At 38.5% G+C, this 19,864-nt stretch carries 13 protein-coding genes and 2 tRNA genes; 8 read left to right on the top strand and 7 right to left on the bottom strand.

The genetic code is table 11. The features are described 5' to 3' along the window. Positions 1–2: 2 nt before the first annotated feature. Positions 3–2,447, bottom strand: a complete 2,445-nt coding sequence (gene thrA, locus R3X28_RS10300; protein WP_317664196.1) for a bifunctional aspartate kinase/homoserine dehydrogenase I — start codon at positions 2,445–2,447, stop codon at positions 3–5. Between the two features lie 272 nt (positions 2,448–2,719). Between thrA and R3X28_RS10295 the strand changes: the two genes are divergently transcribed. Further along, entirely contained in the window at positions 2,720–4,273 is a 1,554-nt protein-coding gene (locus R3X28_RS10295; RefSeq protein ID WP_317664195.1) for an NAD(P)H-hydrate dehydratase, read from the top strand. 27 nt (positions 4,274–4,300) lie between these two features. Here R3X28_RS10295 and R3X28_RS10290 read toward each other — a convergent pair whose 3' ends face one another. Then, positions 4,301–4,702, bottom strand: coding sequence for an STAS/SEC14 domain-containing protein (locus R3X28_RS10290; RefSeq protein WP_154368256.1), 402 nt, complete (start codon positions 4,700–4,702; stop codon positions 4,301–4,303). Between the two features lie 205 nt (positions 4,703–4,907). Further along, positions 4,908–7,454: an ATP-dependent Clp protease ATP-binding subunit gene (locus R3X28_RS10285; protein WP_154368254.1), complete on the bottom strand. Its 2,547-nt coding sequence runs from the start codon at positions 7,452–7,454 to the stop codon at positions 4,908–4,910. Positions 7,455–7,712: 258 nt separating this feature from the next. On the opposite strand from R3X28_RS10285, the gene gyrA reads away from it, so the two are divergent. Continuing rightward, positions 7,713–10,247: a DNA gyrase subunit A gene (gene gyrA / locus R3X28_RS10280; RefSeq protein ID WP_154368252.1), complete on the top strand. Its 2,535-nt coding sequence runs from the start codon at positions 7,713–7,715 to the stop codon at positions 10,245–10,247. 32 nt (positions 10,248–10,279) lie between these two features. Beyond that, positions 10,280–11,542 (top strand): tetratricopeptide repeat protein, encoded by a 1,263-nt coding sequence (locus tag R3X28_RS10275; protein WP_317664194.1) that lies wholly within the window; start codon positions 10,280–10,282, stop codon positions 11,540–11,542. A gap of 54 nt (positions 11,543–11,596) precedes the next feature. Here the strand turns inward: R3X28_RS10275 and R3X28_RS10270 are convergent, their stop codons facing one another. Together R3X28_RS10270 and R3X28_RS10265 are read right to left on the bottom strand one after the other, a co-directional pair. Further along, a complete protein-coding gene (locus tag R3X28_RS10270) occupies positions 11,597–12,343 on the bottom strand; it encodes a C40 family peptidase (RefSeq protein ID WP_154368249.1) in 747 nt (248 codons plus the stop codon). Between the two features lie 20 nt (positions 12,344–12,363). Continuing rightward, the gene (locus R3X28_RS10265; RefSeq protein ID WP_317664193.1) at positions 12,364–13,539 is read right to left on the bottom strand and encodes an acetyl-CoA C-acyltransferase; all 1,176 of its coding nucleotides are present in this window, start codon (positions 13,537–13,539) and stop codon (positions 12,364–12,366) included. 121 nt (positions 13,540–13,660) lie between these two features. Between R3X28_RS10265 and R3X28_RS10260 the strand changes: the two genes are divergently transcribed. The 5 genes from R3X28_RS10260 to R3X28_RS10240 all read left to right on the top strand — a co-directional run bounded on the left by R3X28_RS10260 (position 13,661) and on the right by R3X28_RS10240 (position 18,052). Continuing rightward, entirely contained in the window at positions 13,661–15,697 is a 2,037-nt protein-coding gene (locus R3X28_RS10260; RefSeq protein WP_282056272.1) for an HD family phosphohydrolase, read from the top strand. A gap of 108 nt (positions 15,698–15,805) precedes the next feature. After that, positions 15,806–15,889 (top strand) — tRNA-Ser (locus tag R3X28_RS10255). A gap of 25 nt (positions 15,890–15,914) precedes the next feature. Beyond that, positions 15,915–15,989, top strand: a tRNA-Pro gene (locus R3X28_RS10250). A 254-nt stretch (positions 15,990–16,243) separates the two neighbouring features. After that, positions 16,244–17,509: a site-specific integrase gene (locus R3X28_RS10245; RefSeq protein WP_025743357.1), complete on the top strand. Its 1,266-nt coding sequence runs from the start codon at positions 16,244–16,246 to the stop codon at positions 17,507–17,509. A 21-nt stretch (positions 17,510–17,530) separates the two neighbouring features. Further along, entirely contained in the window at positions 17,531–18,052 is a 522-nt protein-coding gene (locus R3X28_RS10240) for an ORF6N domain-containing protein (RefSeq protein WP_025743358.1), read from the top strand. Between the two features lie 53 nt (positions 18,053–18,105). Here R3X28_RS10240 and R3X28_RS10235 read toward each other — a convergent pair whose 3' ends face one another. Together R3X28_RS10235 and R3X28_RS10230 are read right to left on the bottom strand one after the other, a co-directional pair. Continuing rightward, positions 18,106–18,972: a cation diffusion facilitator family transporter gene (locus tag R3X28_RS10235; RefSeq protein ID WP_025743359.1), complete on the bottom strand. Its 867-nt coding sequence runs from the start codon at positions 18,970–18,972 to the stop codon at positions 18,106–18,108. Between the two features lie 84 nt (positions 18,973–19,056). After that, on the bottom strand, positions 19,057–19,857 hold the full coding sequence (locus tag R3X28_RS10230; RefSeq protein WP_317664192.1) for a DUF4138 domain-containing protein: 801 nt from the start codon (positions 19,855–19,857) through the stop codon (positions 19,057–19,059). Positions 19,858–19,864 lie beyond the last annotated feature (7 nt).

Genomic DNA, 19,864 nt, shown 5'->3' with positions numbered 1-19,864 from the left:
CTTTAAAAATTTCCGATTCTTATTATATCGGCAAAGATACCGGAAGCTGTTACATCTGCACCTGCTCCTGCACCTTTGATGATCATAGGTTGGTTAGGATAGCGCTCAGTGTAGAACAAAACAATATTGTCACTACCTTCAAGATTATAGAAATCGTGTCCTTTAGGAATCTCTTGCAGGCCTACGCTGGCTTTACCGTCTTCAAATTGGGCAACATACTTTAACTTACTGTCTTGGTCCACGGCCTTTTTATATAATTCCTGGAAAGAGGATTCATTCTTGGTTAAAGTAGCGAAGAAATCTTCGTTATTGGTAGTATCCAAACTTTCTTGAGGTAAGAACGGATTATTTTGAATATCGTCGATTTCCAATTGGTTGCCACTTTCCCTTGCCAGAATGAGTATTTTACGCATAACGTCTATACCGCTTAAATCTATTTTTGGGTCTGGTTCGGTGTAACCTTCTTCTTGGGCTTGTTTTACAACATCATGAAAAGTGGTCTTGTCGTTGAAATTATTGAAGACAAAATTTAGGCTACCGGAAAGTACGGCCTGTATTTTTTGGACCTTGTCCCCTGAGGCTATCAAATGTTTTAATGTGTCTATGATCGGTAGTCCTGCACCGACATTGGTCTCAAATAGGAAAGGAGCATTGTATGTTCTTGCTAATTGCTTAAGGTTTAGGTAGTTTGAGTAGTTAGAGGAACAAGCGATTTTGTTACAGGTTACTACCGATATACTATTGCCTAAATAAGAACTGTAAGTATCCGAAACTTCGGCACTTGCCGTATTATCGACAAAAATACTGTTACGATAATTCAGTTTGTTCACCGTCTCGAAGAATTTGGCCTTGTCTGCCTTTTCACCATTACTTAGAACGGACTCCCAATTTTTCAAAGGGATACCATCTTCATCAAAAGCCATGGTTCTTGAGTTGGAAATACCGATTACCCTTACATTGAGCTTAAGGTTCTCCTTGAGGTATTTTTTCTGTTGATTGATTTGGTTGATGAATTTACCACCAACATTACCAACACCCATTACAAAAAGGTTCAATTGCTTAATGTTTTCCTCAAAAAATTCTTCATGAAGGGCGTTCAAAGCTTTTTTTACATCATCCTTATTGATTACGGCGGAAATATTTCGCTCAGAGGCACCTTGGGCAATGGCCCTGATATTTACGTTGTTTTTTCCTAGGGTACTGAACATTTTACCGCTTAACCCTTGATGGCTTTTCATATTATCACCCACCAAAGCGATTATGGCTAGATTTTTTTCTACCACTACAGGGTTTATTTTTCCACTACCCATTTCAAATTCAAAGGCATCGTTAACGGCTTGTTCTGCCAGTGCTACGTCATCGGCCGATATTCCTACACAGATTGAATGTTCTGATGAGGCTTGTGTAATAAGTACCACACTTATGTTAGCTTGGAAAAGCACCTCGAAAAAACGTTTTGATATTCCTGGTATACCCACCATTCCTGGTCCTTCAAGGGATAATAAGGCAATATTCTCAACGTGGGTAATACCGCGAACGGTTTTCCCCTTTTCATTTTTGTTTTTGGTAATTATGGTGCCTTCATTTTTAGGATCGAAAGTGTTCTTTATTTGAATTGAGATTCCTTTTGCCAAAACAGGCTGAATAGTTGGTGGGTACAATACCTTTGCTCCGAAATGAGAAAGTTCCATGGCTTCCTGGTAGGAGATATGAGGAATGGCCTTGGCTTGTTTCACCAATTTTGGGTTGGCGGTGTACATACCACTTACATCGGTCCATATTTCCAATAATTCAGCATTTACGGCAGCAGCAACAATGGCAGCTGTATAATCGGAACCACCTCTTCCCAAAGTGGTTGAGTCGCCATTTTCTGCCGAAGCGATGAACCCGGCCATTACAACTACTTTTTGTGGTGTTACCGAAAAGAAGTCACTGCAGAGGGTATTGGTTGCTTCGAAATTAACAATGGTTTTCCCGTTTACGGTATTGGTTTTTATGAGCTTTCTGCTATCGGCATGCACAACGTCCAGACCTTCTTCCTTAAAGTATTCACTAATGATGTATGATGATAGCAATTCACCGTAGCTCACTATTTTGTCGGATAGTTTAGGAGTAATCTCCCCGATTAAAAAAGCACCTTCCAAAAGTGTCTCTAAAGTATTGAGTTCACTTTTTACCATACTCAAGACACTGCTTTGTGATGCAATGGGTATGAGCGTTTTGATCGTTTCAATATGCCGGTCCTCGATTTCCTTTACGAATGCTTTGTATGAATCGTCCTGTAAAGCAGCAAGGGTTGCCGTATTCAATAGTAAATCCGTTACGCCTCCTAAGGCTGAGACAACGACGATATTCTTGTCGCTTTCGGAATTTGATACAATATTTTTTACTAACGCAATATTTTGGGCATTGGCAACCGAGGTGCCCCCGAATTTTAAAACTTTCATTATGTATATTGATTAACTGGTACTGAAGTATTTTTGGCGAAAAATCGCAATAACGGACGGATTGATTATATGTAGCATGTTACCCCAAAGGGGTCGTACGCAAAATCGTGGTATTGCATCCATTAGTGAATGGAGAAAATAAGGTAGCTATGTTCGAAATGTTCAAAGGCATAGTTCGTTCTAAGTTCCAAAAGTAGTATTTTTGGGCTGCTAATCAAACGTTTCGTCATATTTTTATGGAATTGTCAATAATTACCAAAAATTCTTACTGAATGAAATTTTTTAATGCCGAGCAGATCTATGCTGCTGATAAATTCACAATAAAAAAACAGCAAATTTCCAGCAATGAACTCATGGAGCGTGCCGCTGTGCAAATATTCAACTGGCTTCACCTTCGTATGCAGGGTGCCCAAGTGAAAATACATCTTTTCTGTGGTATAGGAAACAATGGCGGTGATGGTATGGCCTTGGCAAGACATTTGAAAGAACATGGTTATAATATAACGGTAAATGTGGTCAATTACAGTGAAAAGCGGTCCAAGGATTTTTTAATAAACCTTGACCGACTTAAGGACCGTAAGATTTGGCCTAACTTTCTGGAAAGGGATTGTGAGTTTGAAGAAATCGGCAGGGATGACATTATCGTAGATGCGATTTTCGGAATCGGTTTGAATAGAACACCTGATTCATGGGTTACTAAACTTATACAGCATTTAAATGATTCCGGTGCATTTATTTTATCTGTTGACTTGCCCTCCGGTGTTTTTATGGATAAAGCCATAGAAAATACCCAAGCGGTCATAAAGGCAAACCACGTTTTAAGTTTTCAAGCACCAAAATTGATTTTTTTCTTGCCGGAAACGGGTATTTACAGTAATCAGTGGGAGGTATTGGATATTGGATTGGATCCAGAACATCTTGCGGGTCTTGAAACCGAATTTGAGTTGATCGGTAAAAATGAATTACTTCCCGTTTATATACCTCGTGAAAAGTTTTCGCATAAGGGAAATTACGGACATGCATTGATAATTGGAGGGAGTTATGGGAAAATAGGGGCTGTATCATTGGCGTCAAAAGCAGCTATGGCCATAGGTAGTGGGTTGGTCACCGCTTATGTCCCAAAATGTGGATATGTGCCAATTCAAACAGCATTACCAGAGGTGATGGTCATTACCGATAAGGATGAAAACCATATCCAGGATATAACATTCGATATTGCGCCAACCGTAATTGGTCTTGGTGTAGGAATGGGTGTAGCCCAAGAAACGTCCGAAGCCTTTTCTAGTTTTCTGGATTCTGTAAAATCACCATTGGTTATTGATGCTGACGGATTGAACCTGCTTTCGAAAAAGAAGGATCTGCTCAAGAAACTAACGCCTAAAACCATTCTGACACCACACCCGAAAGAGCTGAAACGGTTGATAGGTGAATGGAAAGATGATTTTGATAAATTGAAAAAAGCCAAGGCATTTTCAAAAAAATACGATGTTATCCTTGTTTTAAAAGGTGCGCATACCATAACGGTCTATGAAAACCGTGGTTATGTAAACAATACGGGTAACCCGGGAATGGCCACAGCGGGAAGTGGTGACGTTCTGACAGGGGTTATTACTGGTTTGTTGGCCCAAGGATACGAACCTTTGGATGCTGCCGTTTTTGGGGTTTATCTTCACGGTAGGGCAGGCGATATTGCCCTGGAACAAACAGGTTACCAAGCATTGACCGCTTCCAAAATCATCGAAGCTATAGGCTTGGCCTTTATAGATTTGTTTAAAATGCCGGAGGAACCGGTTCCGCAAGAAGAATCGAATGAAGCCCAATCCTAATGAAGATTGGGCATCTGAATAAAAATTTTATTTGGCCGTCCTTATTCTTTTTTTGACCCATGCCAAGGCATTGTCGTATTCGATAAAGAATTTCATAGGTTTTTTATAGAAAAGTTTTTCGATTTTAAAGTTGTGCATGTCTATTTCCTTGACAGAAACAATAGCAAAAGCTTTCATATTGTCCAATTCCCGTAAATAGGTGTAAACGGTTGGGTCGATCGCATAGGAATTCTTTCGAAGACTTATGTAACCAAAAGGCTTTTCTTTAAAATGTATTTCCGAGATCCCTATAATCTGGTATACCCTTTCCATGGTTAAGGTAGCTCCTTCCTCAAATTTTGCTACCATATAATTGTCGTAAACTTGAACTACGCCAACCTCTAAATTGTATTCTCGTACAATTATGGTCTTTTTAGATCCCACATTCATTTCATGTAATTTATAGTGTCCGAAACGAATGTAGATTTAAGTAAATGGAATATATAAAAAAATAGACCAAAGGCTCAAATATCTTATATATGGCTATGAAAAGTGTATTTGTGGTTGTTTTTCGTTTATTAAAAGAGTGTAAAAAAGAAAAGGGAGCCATTTGGTAAATGGCTCCCTTTGATTATTTCGGCTATTCAAAAATCAACTATTTTGAAGATTTTTCAGCCTTTTTGATTTCTATGGTTAAAATTTCATTTTTCTTATCTAAATCCATGAAAATACTATCCCCTTCCTCAAGTTTCGAGTTTACGATTTCCTCTGCCAAGGCATCCTCAATGTATTTCTGGATAGCCCTTTTTAAAGGTCTTGCACCGTATTGCTTATCAAAACCTTTTTCAGCAATGTAATCTTTGGCTTTGTCGGTTAGGTTTAAATGATAACCGATATCCTTGATTCTTGCATAAAGCTTCGCTAATTCTATATCTATGATTTTGTGGATATCGTCCCTTTCCAAAGCATTGAAAACGATCACATCATCAATTCTGTTAAGAAATTCAGGGGCAAATGCCTTTTTCAAAGCATTTTCGATAACGCTTTTTTGGTGGGTGTCCGCTTGTGATTTTTTTGCGGCGGTACCGAAACCTACACCTTGTCCAAAATCTTTCAATTGTCTGGCGCCGATATTCGAGGTCATTATAATAATAGTGTTCCTGAAATCGATTTTCCTTCCCAAACTATCCGTCAAGAAACCATCATCCAATACCTGTAATAACATATTGAATACATCTGGATGCGCTTTTTCCACTTCATCCAAAAGTATTACGGAATAAGGTTTGCGTCTTACCTTTTCGGTCAACTGACCACCTTCTTCGTAACCGACATATCCTGGAGGTGCCCCTACCAATCTGGAAATGGCGAATTTCTCCATGTATTCACTCATGTCTATACGTATCAAGGCATCTTCCGAATCGAAAAGTTCCTTGGCCAATACTTTGGCCAACTGTGTTTTACCAACCCCGGTTTGACCTAAAAATATAAATGAACCAATGGGTTTGTTAGGGTCTTTAAGTCCGGCTCTATTTCTTTGAATGGCTTTGGCAACTTTCGCCACGGCATCATCTTGTCCAATGACGTTCGACTTGATAAGTTCTGGCAATTCGGCCAGTTTATTGCTTTCGGTCTGGGCGATCCTGTTCACGGGTATACCGCTCATCATTGAAACTACATCGGCAACATTGTCCTCAGTGACCGTTTCTTTATGGAGCTTGCTATCATCTTCCCATTTTTCTTGGGCTGCGGCTAGTTCCTTTTCCAGTCTTTTTTCGTCGTCGCGTAATTTTGCAGCTTCCTCGTATTTTTGTTTTTTGACTACACTGTTCTTCAGGTCCCTCACATCATCCAACTGTTTTTCAAGTTCAAGAATTTGTTTGGGAACATCCATATTTACGATATGCACCCTTGAGCCGGCTTCATCCAAGGCGTCTATGGCCTTGTCTGGTAAAAACCGGTCGGTCATATATCTATTGGTCAATTTAACACAAGCGACAATGGCTTCATCTGTATAGGATACATTATGGTGATCCTCGTATTTCCCTTTGATATTCTGTAGAATTTCAATGGTTTCGTCTACAGAAGTAGGTTCAACAATTACTTTTTGGAACCTGCGTTCCAATGCACCGTCCTTTTCAATGTACTGTCTGTACTCATCCAAAGTAGTGGCTCCTATACATTGGATTTCACCCCTTGCCAATGCAGGTTTGAACATGTTGGAGGCATCTAGGCTACCTGTAGCCCCACCGGCCCCGACAATGGTATGTATTTCATCAATGAAAAGAATAACGTCGTCATTTTTTTCAAGCTCGTTCATGACCGCTTTCATTCGTTCTTCGAATTGCCCACGGTATTTGGTCCCTGCAACAAGTGAGGCAAGATCCAGTGTTACAACCCTTTTGTTGTAAAGGATCCTGGAAACCTTTTTGTTGATGATGCGTAGGGCCAAACCTTCTGCAATGGCACTTTTACCTACACCTGGTTCCCCGATCAATAACGGGTTGTTCTTTTTACGTCTACTCAATATTTGAGAAACCCTTTCGATTTCTTTCTCACGGCCCACAACGGGGTCCAGTTTGTTTTCTTCGGCCATTTGGGTCAAATCCCTGCCGAAATTATCCAAAACGGGAGTCTTGGATTTTTTGTTTCCTTTTTGGTTCGATGTGGCTCCATATGAACCTTCTTTACCACTGCCCGTTTCATCCGAGTCACTGGGGAAGGATTCTGAGGTTGGGGAATCCACAATATCATCGTCACTTGTGATCATAAATTTGAATTGTTCTTTAACACCGTCATAATCTACCTTTAGTTTATGAAGTAATTTGGTGGTTGGGTCATTTTCATTTCTGAGAATGCACAATAATAAGTGAGCAGTATTGATAGAGGAACTCTGAAATAGTTTCGCTTCAAGAAATGTTGTTTTTAAAGCGCGTTCCGCCTGTCTTGTCAAATGAAGGTTCTTTTTGTCCTTCTGTACCCCGTTTGGGTTTGGGTTGGATGGGCTTAGGATTTCGACCTTTCTTCGTAAGTGGTCCAAATCAACATCCAAAGCATCCAAGATACTTATCGCCTTCCCGTTTCCATCACGTAACAAGCCCAACATTAAATGCTCGGTACCAATGAAATCATGTCCCAATCTTAATGCCTCTTCCTTGCTGTACGCAATTACATCCTTTACCCGAGGTGAAAAATTATCATCCATATATTATCCTTTCAACAATAAAATTAGTAAATCTAGACTAATCTAGACCAATTACCATACCTAATAATCGATAAACATAGCCATAATGTCGAAAAAACCCTCTAATTACAAAATAATTAACAATCAAATTATCAACTAAAAAGGGGGGTAAGAGTGTTAATAAATTCTTGGATAAAGATTGTGATATGTATGTTGAAACCTATCAAAATACGTATATTGCCATGCTTTTTTAACCAAGTTAAATAGATAAAAATTAGGATGGCAGAAGGAGAAAAATTGATTCCTATCAACATTGAAGACGAAATGAAGTCTGCTTACATTGATTATTCAATGTCGGTCATTGTGTCACGTGCCTTGCCAGATGTCAGGGATGGTCTGAAACCTGTTCATAGAAGGGTGCTATATGGTATGCATGAGCTAGGTGTTCGTTCCAATAGTTCCCATAAAAAATCGGCTCGTATCGTGGGTGAGGTTTTGGGTAAGTACCACCCTCATGGTGATACCTCAGTATACGATACCATGGTGCGTATGGCACAAGAATGGAGTTTACGCTATATGTTGGTCGATGGTCAAGGTAACTTTGGCTCTATAGATGGGGACAGCCCTGCGGCCATGCGATATACTGAAGCCAGGATGCGTAAGATCGCGGACGATATGTTGATAGATATCGATAAGGATACTGTGGATCATCAGTTGAATTTTGATGATTCCCTTCAGGAGCCAACCGTTTTGCCTACACGTATCCCCAATTTATTGGTAAACGGAGCTTCCGGTATTGCCGTAGGTATGGCCACGAATATGGCCCCACACAATCTTTCCGAGGTTGTTGATGGTACCGTTGCCTATATAGATAATAATGACATCGAAATCGATGAACTCATCACCCATATCAAAGCACCGGATTTCCCTACTGGAGGTGTCATTTATGGTTATGATGGTGTAAAGGAAGCTTTTCATACAGGTCGTGGTAGGGTTAAAATACGTGCCAAGGCAAGAATAGAGGAAGTTCAGGGGCGTGAGTGTATTATCGTTACCGAAATTCCTTATCAGGTCAATAAGGCAGATATGATCAAGAAGACTGCCGATTTGGTCAATGATAAAAAAATTGAAGGTATTTCCACGATCCGGGATGAATCGGATAGAAAGGGGATGCGTATCGTATACATACTTAAGAGGGATGCAATACCGAACATCGTATTGAATATGTTGTATAAGTATACACCATTACAATCGTCGTTCAGTGTTAATAACATCGCATTGGTCAATGGGCGACCACAAATGTTGAATGTCAAGGAGATGATCCACTATTTCGTGGAGCATAGACATGAGGTTGTGGTAAGAAGAACCAAGTTTGAGCTGAAAAAAGCGGAGGATCGGGCACATATACTTGAAGGGTTAATCATAGCTTCTGACAATATAGACGAGGTCATTGCCATTATCAGGGCATCTTCCAATGCCGATGAAGCTAGGGAGAACTTGATGGAACGGTTTAAATTGACAGAGATCCAGGCCAAGGCGATCGTAGAAATGAGATTGCGTCAACTTACCGGTCTGGAACAGGATAAATTACGTTCGGAATACGATGAAATCATCAAGACCATAGCCGATTTAAAAGATATCTTGGAGCGTAAAGAGCGCAGAATGCAGATCATTAAGGATGAGCTGTTGGAAGTAAAGGAGAAATATGGCGATGAAAGACGTTCCGAAATCAACTTTGCCGGGGGCGATTTAAGTATAGAGGATATGATTCCTGATGAGCAGGTGGTCATAACCATCTCCCATGCCGGTTATATTAAAAGAACCCCGTTATCTGAATATAAGACACAGAATAGGGGTGGAGTCGGTCAAAAAGCTTCGTCTACCAGGAATGAGGATTTCTTAGAGCATTTGTTCGTTGGAACCAATCACCAATATATGCTGTTCTTTACCCAAAAAGGGAAGTGTTTCTGGATGCGTGTCTATGAAATCCCAGAAGGAAGTAGAACCTCGAAAGGAAGGGCTATACAAAACTTGATCAATATTGAACAAGATGATAAAGTAAAGGCGTTCATATGTACTCAGGATCTGAAGGATGAAGAGTATGTGAACAACCATTATGTCATTATGGCCACTAAAAAAGGAACGGTGAAGAAAACTTCATTGGAGCAATATTCCAGACCGCGTCAGAACGGGATCAATGCCATTAGTATAAAAGATGATGATGAACTGCTAGAAGCAAAATTGACCACCGGAACCAGTCAGATTTTCTTGGGATTAAAGTCAGGTAAGGCCATTAGGTTTGAAGAAGGTAAGACCAGGCCAATGGGTCGTAATGCATCCGGTGTTAGGGGAATACGCTTGGCCGATGAAACAGATGAGGTTATAGGAATGGTATCGGTACACGATTTGGAAGAAGAAATACTTGTAGTATCTGAAAATGGTTATGGTAAACGTTCCAGTATTGATGATTATCGGATTACCAATCGTGGAGGTAAGGGAGTAAAGACCATATCCATTACCGAGAAGACAGGAGGTCTTGTTGCCATTAAAAATGTATGTGATTCCGATGATCTTATGATCATCAACAAATCCGGTATAGCCATTCGTATGAGCGTAGAAGATCTACGTGTAATGGGTAGAGCCACCCAAGGTGTGAAATTGATCAATATCAAGGGCAATGATAGTATTGCTGCCGTAGCTAAGGTTATGAAAGATGAAGATGCCGTAGATGATACCGACATCATGGATATTGAGGTAAAAACCGAAGATGGCACGGCTCTTGATAATGAGAGTACTGATGATAATAAAGAATAATCAATAAACACTAATATTTTAATTAAATCGTAATGAAGACTAAAATTTTTATACTTGCGGCGATGTCCTTTACAATGGTGGGGTTTGCGCAAAAAAATGAGATCAAAGCCGCAGAGAAAGCCTTGAAGGGTGGTGATTCTGCAGGGGCCAAAACCAGTTTGGAGGCAGCGGCCGGTTCAATTTCCGGGGCTGATGCCAAAACCCAGGCGCATTATTATTACCTACGGGGTAAAATTTATGCTGATTTAGCGAAAAAAGGTGACAACAGTGCATTTGAAACAGCTATAACTTCCTATAAAAAAGCTGATGAGGTAGAAACTACCAGTGGTAAGGCCAAATATGGTAAGATGATCGAGCAAGAATTGGCGGTCCTTGCGGGTGATATGGTGAATTCGGCCGTTGAGGATAACAATAACAAAAAGTTCAAAGAAGCAGGCGAAAAGCTATATATGAGCTATAAGCTTAGTCCTAAGGATACGGTTTATCTTTATTATGCTGCAAGTAGCGCGGTAAACGGAGGTGAATATGAGCAAGCCTTAACGTATTATAACGAACTTAAGGATTTAGATTATGATGGTGGTACCATTGAGTATAAAGCAACCAACGTTGCTACAGGCGAACAAGAGGTGATGGACAAGGTTCAGAGGGATTTGATGGTAAAATCAGGTACTTACAAAGATCCTGTTGATGAAAAATCTCCTTCTAAAAAAGCAGAAATCGTTAAGAATGTAGCTTTGATCTACACCCAATTGGGACAAGACGATAAGGCATTGGATGCCTACAAAGAAGCTCGTATAAACAATCCTAAGGATGTTAACTTGATTTTGAACGAGGCGAATTTACACTATAAATTAGGTGATAAGGAAAAGTTCAAAGAATTAATGGCTGAAGCTGCAAGTGTGGCTCCTGACAATCCAGATTTGCACTACAACATCGGTGTGATCAATATGGAGCAAGGTAATTTGGAAGAAGCTAGGGAATCATATAGAAAGGCACTTGAGATTAACCCAGGATACACCAACGCTCAATTGAACCTTTCCACAACTTATGTAAATGAAGGTAATGGTTTGATTGATGAAATGAATAGTTTGGGTAATTCTAGGGCTGATATTGCAAGGTATGATGAGTTGAAGAAGAAAAAAGACGATTTGTTCCAAGAAGGTGCAGACGTTTTGGAAGAAGCTCTAAAAACAAATCCTGACAACCAAGGTATCTTAACACAATTGAAGAATATCTATGGTGCAATGGGAGACAATGAAAATTTCATGAGATTGAAAAAACTTTTGGGTGAGTAGTAATTTATCCGCAGATTATATGAAAAAGTCCTGATTATCTAATCAGGACTTTTTTTATACGATCTGTTTTATTACCCTGAGCTTGTGGGTATAGGTTTTGGAATCGTTATTGAAAATTCCAGTATGGTCCAAACGGTCTATTCGTACCTTCCCGTGAACATGGATAATATAGTTGTTGTCCATGATTATGCCTACATGATCGATAATCCCTTCATTATTGTCAAAAAAAGCTAGGTCCCCAGCTTCACTTTCCTCAATAAAACTTAAAGCATTGCCTTGGGTGGCCTGTTGGGTTGCACTTCTGAGTAGTTTGTGACCGTTTATTTTGTACACCATTTGTGTAAAACCGGAAGCATCTATTCCAAAGGGGGTTTTACCACCCCATAAATATGGAGTGTTCAAATATTGGAGGGCACTATTTACCAAATTTGGTTTTTCTTGCATCAGGCTGGTTAGTCCACCTTCATGAACATGGTTAGAGCTATCGTTGAAGACAGAACCAAGTACAACGGGTAAAAGATTGTTTTTGTCCATCTCTATATAAGAAACCAAATCCGTGGTGTACTTTGGATGTTGATCGCAATCCAATTCATTATATAGGGGTTCATCGATCAAGGTAAGTTGTAAATTTTGAATCCAACCTTCACATTTGTCAAAAGCCGCACGAATTTTACTCCAATGTTTGCGCTGTTCAAGAACCTTATAATGTTCACCATATAATAATTGGGAAACCATCTCCGCTGATTCTTCTGCACTGGATCGAATAGGAACGATGCTTAAATGACAAATACCGTATTGCATAGTATTATAGCAGTGATAATTTAAATTCGCTCTAAAATCATGGCCGAAGCTCCACCACCTCCATTGCAAATGGCGGCAGCACCGATTTTAGCATTATTCTGTTCCAATATGTTTAAAAGGGTTATTAGTATTCGGGCTCCCGAACACCCAAGTGGATGTCCCAAAGATACCGCACCGCCATTAATGTTTACTTTAGAATCACTTAATCCCAGTAATTTCATATTAGCCAACCCTACGACGGAAAAAGCTTCGTTGAATTCAAAAAAATCGACATCATCCAGACTTATACCCGCTTTATCCAGAGCTTTAGGTAAAGCCTTAGCTGGGGCTGTGGTGAACCATTCCGGTGCTTGTGCGGCATCGGCATAACTTTTTATAGTTGCCAATGGGGTAATATTCAATTCATTGGCTTTTTCCAGACTCATAAGAACCAAGGCAGCAGCTCCATCGTTTATAGTAGAGGCATTGGCAGCGGTAACCGTTCCGTCCTTGGTGAAAGCAGGACGTAGACTGGGTATTTTTTCTATTTTCACATTCTTGAATTCCTCATCTTCGGAAACTATAACGGGCTCGCCTCTTCTTTGGGGAACTTCTACAGGGATAACCTCTTTTGAGAATTTACCGGCTTTCCAAGCTTCTGCCGATCTTTGGTAAGACTTTAATGCAAAGTTGTCCTGATCTTCACGGGAGAACCCATATTCAGTTGCACAGGCATCTGCACAAACGCCCATGGCATTTTGGTCATAAGCATCTACCAGACCGTCTTTTTGCATGCCATCTACAAAAGTAGTTGGTCCGAATTTTACCCCGGTTCTAAGATTTGCATAGTGTGGTATAAGGCTCATGTTTTCCATACCACCTGCAACTGCAATTGATATGTCGCCCAAAGCAATAGCTTGCGCAGCTTGCATTACGGACTTCATTCCGGATGCACAGACTTTGTTCACCGTGGTACATGGTACAGTGTTGGGAATACCCGCATAAATGGCAGCTTGCCTTGCCGGGGCCTGACCGGTACCTGCTTGTACTACATTGCCCATTAAAACTTCATCGACCAAGTTGGGGTTCAGGTTGATTTTCTCCAAAGCCCCTTTAATGGCTATGGCTCCTAATTTGGGTGCAGGAATTGTGGATAAGCCACCCATAAAACTTCCTATTGGCGTTCTAACAGCGGAAACAATGACAACATCATGCATATTTAAATGTTTTTATTCTTGCGAAATTAATAAATTAAAGTGCAATCAATAGGGGTGATGTAACAAAAGGTCTATTATATTTTCTATTTTTGATGGTAGTTAAGAATTTGAAACACTATTGTTGGACAGACTTTACAAAAACCAATCCCTTCTATATAAATACTTCCTTTACGTAGTATCCATCTTTTGTATTGTGTTCTTTTTCCCGAAAGGGGGTAAGTTCAAATATGAATTCCAAAAAGGAAAACCATGGCAATATGAGAATCTTTATGCCCCGTTTGATTTTTCAGTAAAGAAGACCCAAGAGGAGATATCGGCAGAAAAACAAAAGGTCATAGATGGGCAATTGAACTATTATAGATTTAATGAGGCAACGGCAAAAGAAGTATTCGGTGAATATGATACCGAATTTGTAAAAACATTCAAACCCGAAGAACATAGTACTGCAGAATTGGCCATGTTGAAGAAAACCGGCCAAGATATTCTAGATAGGGTATATGAAAATGGGATCTTGCAAAAATCAAATTCTAACGAAATAGGTAAGCAGGTTTATCTTATAAAACAGAATGAAGCTTACCAAATCAACTATGACGATCTTTATAGGGTTCGTGATGTTGAAGGACTTATGCAAAGGGTATTGGAAAAGAAACGGCTCGGGTCCTATACCAATGCATTTCAATCGGTCTTTTTCAATTTAATTAAGCCAAATGTCGAGTATGATGAAAATCTTTCGAAAATGGCCTTGGAAGAAGAACTTTCCAAGTTGTCCTTAACCAGGGGTACCATTGATGAAGGTAAATTGATCATCGCAAAAGGTGAAGTGGTAGAGTCTGATAATTATATGATATTGGAGTCCTTAAAAGGTGAATTTGAATCAGAACTCTGGGCCTCTAACAATTACTATTACATTCTTGCGGGTTATACAGTGCTTGTTGCATTGGTATTGATGATGCTTTTTCTGTTCTTGAAAAAGTATAGGAACGAAATCTTTGAAAACGGGACTAAGGTCACGTTTATTTTTATAAACATACTTATTATGGTGTTCGTGACCACCTTAGTGGTCAAATACAATGAAGCCTTTGTGTTTGTTGTTCCCTTATGTATTCTGCCTCTTATCTTAAAAACTTTTTTTGATGCCAGGTTGGGCTTGTTCGTTCATGTTCTTACCGTATTGATCTTAGGTTTTGTGGTGCCGAATAGTTTTGAATATATCTTTATTCAGATTATTGCCGGTATTGTAACCATACTTACGGTGTCCGAGTTGTACAAAAGGGCCAATCTTTTTATTTCCGTAGGGCAGATCACCTTAATTTATATCGTTGGTTATTTGGCATTCCATATAATTCACGAAGGAAATTTAGATAATATCATTTGGTTGACATTGGGTCTGTTTTTATTGAATGGAATGATTACACTGTTTGTGCAGCCCTTGATATATATCTATGAAAAGATTTTCGGGTTGGTTTCCGATGTATCCCTGTTGGAATTGTCAGATACCAATTCAAAGTTATTGAAAGAACTATCGAACAGGGCGCCAGGTACGTTCAATCATTCGTTACAAGTCGCAAATCTTGCGGAAGCGGCTGCCAATGAGATAGGGGCAAATGCCATGTTGGTGCGTGTTGGGGCCCTTTATCATGATATAGGTAAATTAAGCAACCCCACGTATTTTACGGAGAATCAAATTACGAATGCGAATCCTCATGATGATTTGGAACCGCGCGATAGTGCCCGTATTATTATCAATCATGTGATCGAAGGAATTGAAATTGCAAGAAAAAACAATTTACCCGATCGGGTCATAGATTTTATACGTTCGCACCATGGTACGACCTTGGTCTATTATTTTTATAAAAAACAAAAGGAATTGGGAGGTGAGGTAAAGCAAGAAGATTTTAAATATCCCGGTCCTACACCTTTTTCAAGGGAAACGGCTATATTAATGATGGCAGATTCAGTAGAGGCGGCCTCTAAAAGCTTAAAGAACCCGACATTTATGGTATTGGATGAGTTTGTTGATAAAATTATCGGTGGGCAAATGGCGGCCAATCAGTTTTTGAATGCGAACATTACCTTTAGGGAGATAGAGACCATAAAGAAAATCTTTAAACATAGGTTGACGAACATCTATCATTTGAGGGTAGAATACCCAGAATAAGGCAATTATAAAATTGATTGAAAAAAAGTAGTAAAATAGTTGCTTTTTAGTATTGGAAAAATGTACATTTGCAACCGCTTTAAAGCAAAGTTCATTAAAATATATTCAGGAGAGGTGCCGGAGTGGTAACGGAGCAGATTGCTAATCTGTCGACGCGCAAGTGTCGCATGGGTTCGAGTCCCATTCTCTCCGCAATTTTTTTGAAAAGATAACCTATCGGGGTGTAGCGTAGCCCGGTTATCGCGCCGCGTTTGGGACGCGGAGGTCGCAGGTTCGAATCCTGCCACCCCGACAAATTATAGTATCAATCTATAACAAAAACCTGTTAATCGTATGATTTTCAGGTTTTTCTGTTTTTAAGAATATCATAAGAATTGATATGTTTTGATTAAAAATGTCAACAAATCGGATAACAAATTAAAATTTCAAAAAGTGTTGACCAGATTTATGACCAACGGTCTGCTAATCAATAAATAAATGTATCTTTATAAGTGATTTGACTTTCGTCTGATAACAACGAATTATTGTTAACTAAAAGACGAAATAATGAAAACATCTACCACCTTCAGTATTTTGTTCTGGGCGGACTTCTCCAGGGCAAAAAATGACCAAGCATCTATTTACGCAAGAATTACGGTAAATGGCAAGCGAGCTACCATCAGTCTAAAACGAAAAGTTTTAGTGTCTGATTGGGATGTCCATAAAAACAGAGCTCGGGGAACAAATCAGAAATCAAGAATTCTAAACAGTTATTTAGATGAAACTTACAATCATCTGTTTAAATGTTATCGCGATTTAATGAATGAGCATAAATTGATTACCGCACAGGTCGTTAAGGCTCGATATTTCGGTAATGACGAAAATAATCGTTCCATTACAGATATTATCAATTACCATAATGAAGATATGGTAAACAAATTAAAGTGGGGAACACAAAAAAATTATTACACTACACAGAGTTATATCTCCAAATTTTTATCGAAATCCTATAAGACCACAGACCTTTATTTACGGGAACTTGATTATCACTTTATCATAAAGTTTGAGAAATATCTCCGGGACTACATACCAGAAGACCATCAAAAGCCAATGGGCAACAATACCGTAATGAAGCATATCGAGCGTTTTAGAAAGATGATAAATTTATCGTTTAAATTGGGTTGGATTCAACGCGACCCATTTATCAATTTCAAATCTAAATTCATTAAAAACGAAAGAGGCTTTTTAAGTCTCGAAGAGCTTCAAGAGATAGAAAATAAACAATTTAGCATTCCAAGATTGGAATTGGTAAAGGATTTGTTTGTTTTTAGTTGCTATACCAGTTTAAGTTATATCGATGTCATCCATTTAACTGCGGATAATATCTGTATTGGCATCGATGGCGAACTTTGGATTTATTACAAACGGGAAAAGACGACAAAGCCCATACGAATACCTTTGTTGCCAAAGGCGATGCAAATTGTTGAAAAATACAAGAGCAACCGTAAATCAATATCACAAGGAAGTATATTTCCTAAAATCTCAAATCAAAAACTAAATTCTTATTTAAAGGAAATTGCTGATGTTTGTGGTATTAAAAAGAACCTTACTTTCCACATTGCCCGACATACATTTGCTACAACGGTTACATTAAGTAATGGTATGCCCATTGAGACGGTTTCAAAATTGTTGGGTCACTCCCGAATATCTACAACCCAAATTTATGCTAAAGTCATTGAACGTAAAGTAAGTGATGATATGCAAAAATTAAGGGCTCAATTCAATGAGATAGAAAATGAATCTATCTCTAAAGTGGTTTCTCAAAATTCATAATTCCAGTTAATTAAAAATACAATGGAACTATCTATAATAAAAAATAAAATCCATAATATTCAAGGAAACAAAGTTATTCTTGATTTTGACCTTGCTGAACTCTATGAAGTAGAAACTAGAGTACTAAAACAAGCGGTTAGACGTAATCTTAAACGTTTCCCCGATGATTTTATGTTTCAGCTTTCAAAAGATGAGTGGAAAGAGGTTATCACAAATTGTGACAACCTTCCAGAGAACATTAAATTTAGTCCTGCCACTCCGTTTGCCTTTACCGAACAGGGCGTGGCAATGCTTTCTAGCGTACTTAACAGCGACAAGGCCATTGACGTAAATATATCTATTATGCGTGCATTTGTAGCGTTACGGCAGCATCTTACAGATTATAGCAACCTTAAAGAACATATAGCCCAACTTGAAAAAGAAATGAATATCAAATTTAAGGACATTCATCAGGCTTTGAATTATTTACTGCAAAAGGACAAGGTACAGATTGAACAGCATAACAGGGAACGAATTGGTTTTAAAACGGATAGGAAAGATTAGTAACTTTTCTTTGCTTATCAGAATAGACAATTTTTATGAATATATTGCTTTTATTAATTCGGTTCAATATGAATTAGTATGTGTCCTAAATTCGGTATTTCTTTTTGTAAATGGTCTTTTAACTTATGAGCAATGTCGTGACCAGATTTTACCGAAATTTCATTATTCACAATTGCGTGTAAATCCACGTGGAATTTCATTCCGGATTTTCTAATAAAACATTTCTCTGTTCCTAAAACACCTTGAACTTCTGTTGATTTTTCTCTAATTTCAATTATCAGTTCGTCATAAAGTTGTTCGTCCATAACTTCTCCTAAAGCTGGACGTAATATTAAATAACTATTATATAAAATGAATCCAGAAGCGAATAAGGCAGCCCAATCATCTGCTGTTTCATAACCTTTTCCATATATGATTGCTATCGAAATACCGATAAAGGCCATTACCGAAGTTATGGCATCACTTCTATGATGCCAAGCATCTGCTTTTAATGATGAACTATTTGTTTGTTTACTTTTTTTAATTACAATTTGAAATGAGATTTCTTTCCAAGCTATTATTAGACCTAGCACAATCAAAGTCCAAGATTTCGGGATTTTATGAGGTGTTTGAATGTTTTGAATACTTTCATAGGCGATTATTGTGGCAGAAACAACAAGGAATGTAACAACTCCAAAGGTAATTAATGGCTCAATTTTGCCGTGTCCATAGGGATGATTTTCGTCCGCTGGTCGTTTTGCATATTTAAAACCTAATAAAACTAAAAATGAAGCAAAAATATCCGTTGTCGATTCAATCGCATCTGCAATTAAAGCATAAGAATTTCCAAAAAATCCCGCAAGTCCTTTAATTAAGGCTAAAGCAGTATTCCCAATTATGCTGAAATAAGTTGTTCGTATTGCGGTTTGTTCGTTATTCATTCTAATTTTAGTTGTCAATAAATTTGTTATATTTATAACAAAGATACTTTTTTAATCACAAAAAAAAGAGGTGATAAACACCTCTTAAATTTTGGTTTCCAAAATCATTTTTCTGCTCCCTTTTAGCTCCTTCAGCTCCAGCATTAACTTTTCGTTGTCGCCTAAAACAAACTTTGGAACTACATACACAAAGCATTGACTTTCTCCATCAGTAATGGAATATGGCATTTTGTGTTTGTAAATAACTTCTTGTTGTAATCTTTGGTAAGAGGCTTTACGCTTTTTGTTTCCGTTGGTTCTATAAACTTTAATGTAGTCAATTTCAAAATCGATTCCAGACCTGTTCTTGACCTCTATAACCAAATACACTTCAGAAGCATCATACGCTATTTTTTGTAATTGGACTTTAATTCCTTTTTTGCGTTTGGTTTCAATACGCTCAAAGTTGGATTTTAATAAATACTCGCTGAATTTTTGAAAATGTGTTATTCTATTTGCATATTCGTTCAACGGTTTAACTTCTGGCTTCTGCTTAATCTTTTCCGGAAGTTCACTGCCAATGCTTTCATTTTCATTGATAAAATAATTCAGTTCTGGAAGTTTTTCAGAATATTTCAAAATATAAGAATAAACGCGACCATCACTTGTAACGGTCAATAGGTTGCTTTCTGTTCCAGGCTTCGCCTGTAACAAACCGAAATACTGCTCTTTTTCACGGTTGTAAGTGAACACAAAGTGGGAAGCTCCAGTAATTCCCTGTCGTATGGGATTTGGGAAAAACAGGGCGACATTTTTCTTGTCGTTGGCATAAATGGTGTCGAGGGGTTGTTGTGCAACTATTGACATTGTACAAATAAATAGTAGTAATGTGATATATGTCTTCATAATAGTA

Source organism: Maribacter sp. TH_r10 (genome assembly GCF_033101095.1).
Classification (GTDB): Bacteria; Bacteroidota; Bacteroidia; order Flavobacteriales; family Flavobacteriaceae; genus Maribacter_A; species Maribacter_A luteus.
This window is presented reverse-complemented; position numbering and strand designations above follow the sequence as displayed.

Excerpts from the sequence above, each read along its gene's own strand:
- R3X28_RS10285 (WP_154368254.1), bottom strand. The coding sequence starts at position 7,454 with ATGGATGATAATTTTTCACCTCGGGTAAAGGATGTAATTGCGTACAGC.
- R3X28_RS10230 (WP_317664192.1), bottom strand. The coding sequence starts at position 19,857 with ATGAAGACATATATCACATTACTACTATTTATTTGTACAATGTCAATA.
- R3X28_RS10235 (WP_025743359.1), bottom strand. The coding sequence starts at position 18,972 with ATGAATAACGAACAAACCGCAATACGAACAACTTATTTCAGCATAATT.
- R3X28_RS10265 (WP_317664193.1), bottom strand. The coding sequence starts at position 13,539 with ATGCATGATGTTGTCATTGTTTCCGCTGTTAGAACGCCAATAGGAAGT.
- R3X28_RS10275 (WP_317664194.1), top strand. The coding sequence starts at position 10,280 with ATGAAGACTAAAATTTTTATACTTGCGGCGATGTCCTTTACAATGGTG.
- R3X28_RS10270 (WP_154368249.1), bottom strand. The coding sequence starts at position 12,343 with ATGCAATACGGTATTTGTCATTTAAGCATCGTTCCTATTCGATCCAGT.
- R3X28_RS10295 (WP_317664195.1), top strand. The coding sequence starts at position 2,720 with ATGAAATTTTTTAATGCCGAGCAGATCTATGCTGCTGATAAATTCACA.
- gyrA (WP_154368252.1), top strand. The coding sequence starts at position 7,713 with ATGGCAGAAGGAGAAAAATTGATTCCTATCAACATTGAAGACGAAATG.
- R3X28_RS10240 (WP_025743358.1), top strand. The coding sequence starts at position 17,531 with ATGGAACTATCTATAATAAAAAATAAAATCCATAATATTCAAGGAAAC.
- R3X28_RS10245 (WP_025743357.1), top strand. The coding sequence starts at position 16,244 with ATGAAAACATCTACCACCTTCAGTATTTTGTTCTGGGCGGACTTCTCC.
- thrA (WP_317664196.1), bottom strand. The coding sequence starts at position 2,447 with ATGAAAGTTTTAAAATTCGGGGGCACCTCGGTTGCCAATGCCCAAAAT.
- R3X28_RS10290 (WP_154368256.1), bottom strand. The coding sequence starts at position 4,702 with ATGAATGTGGGATCTAAAAAGACCATAATTGTACGAGAATACAATTTA.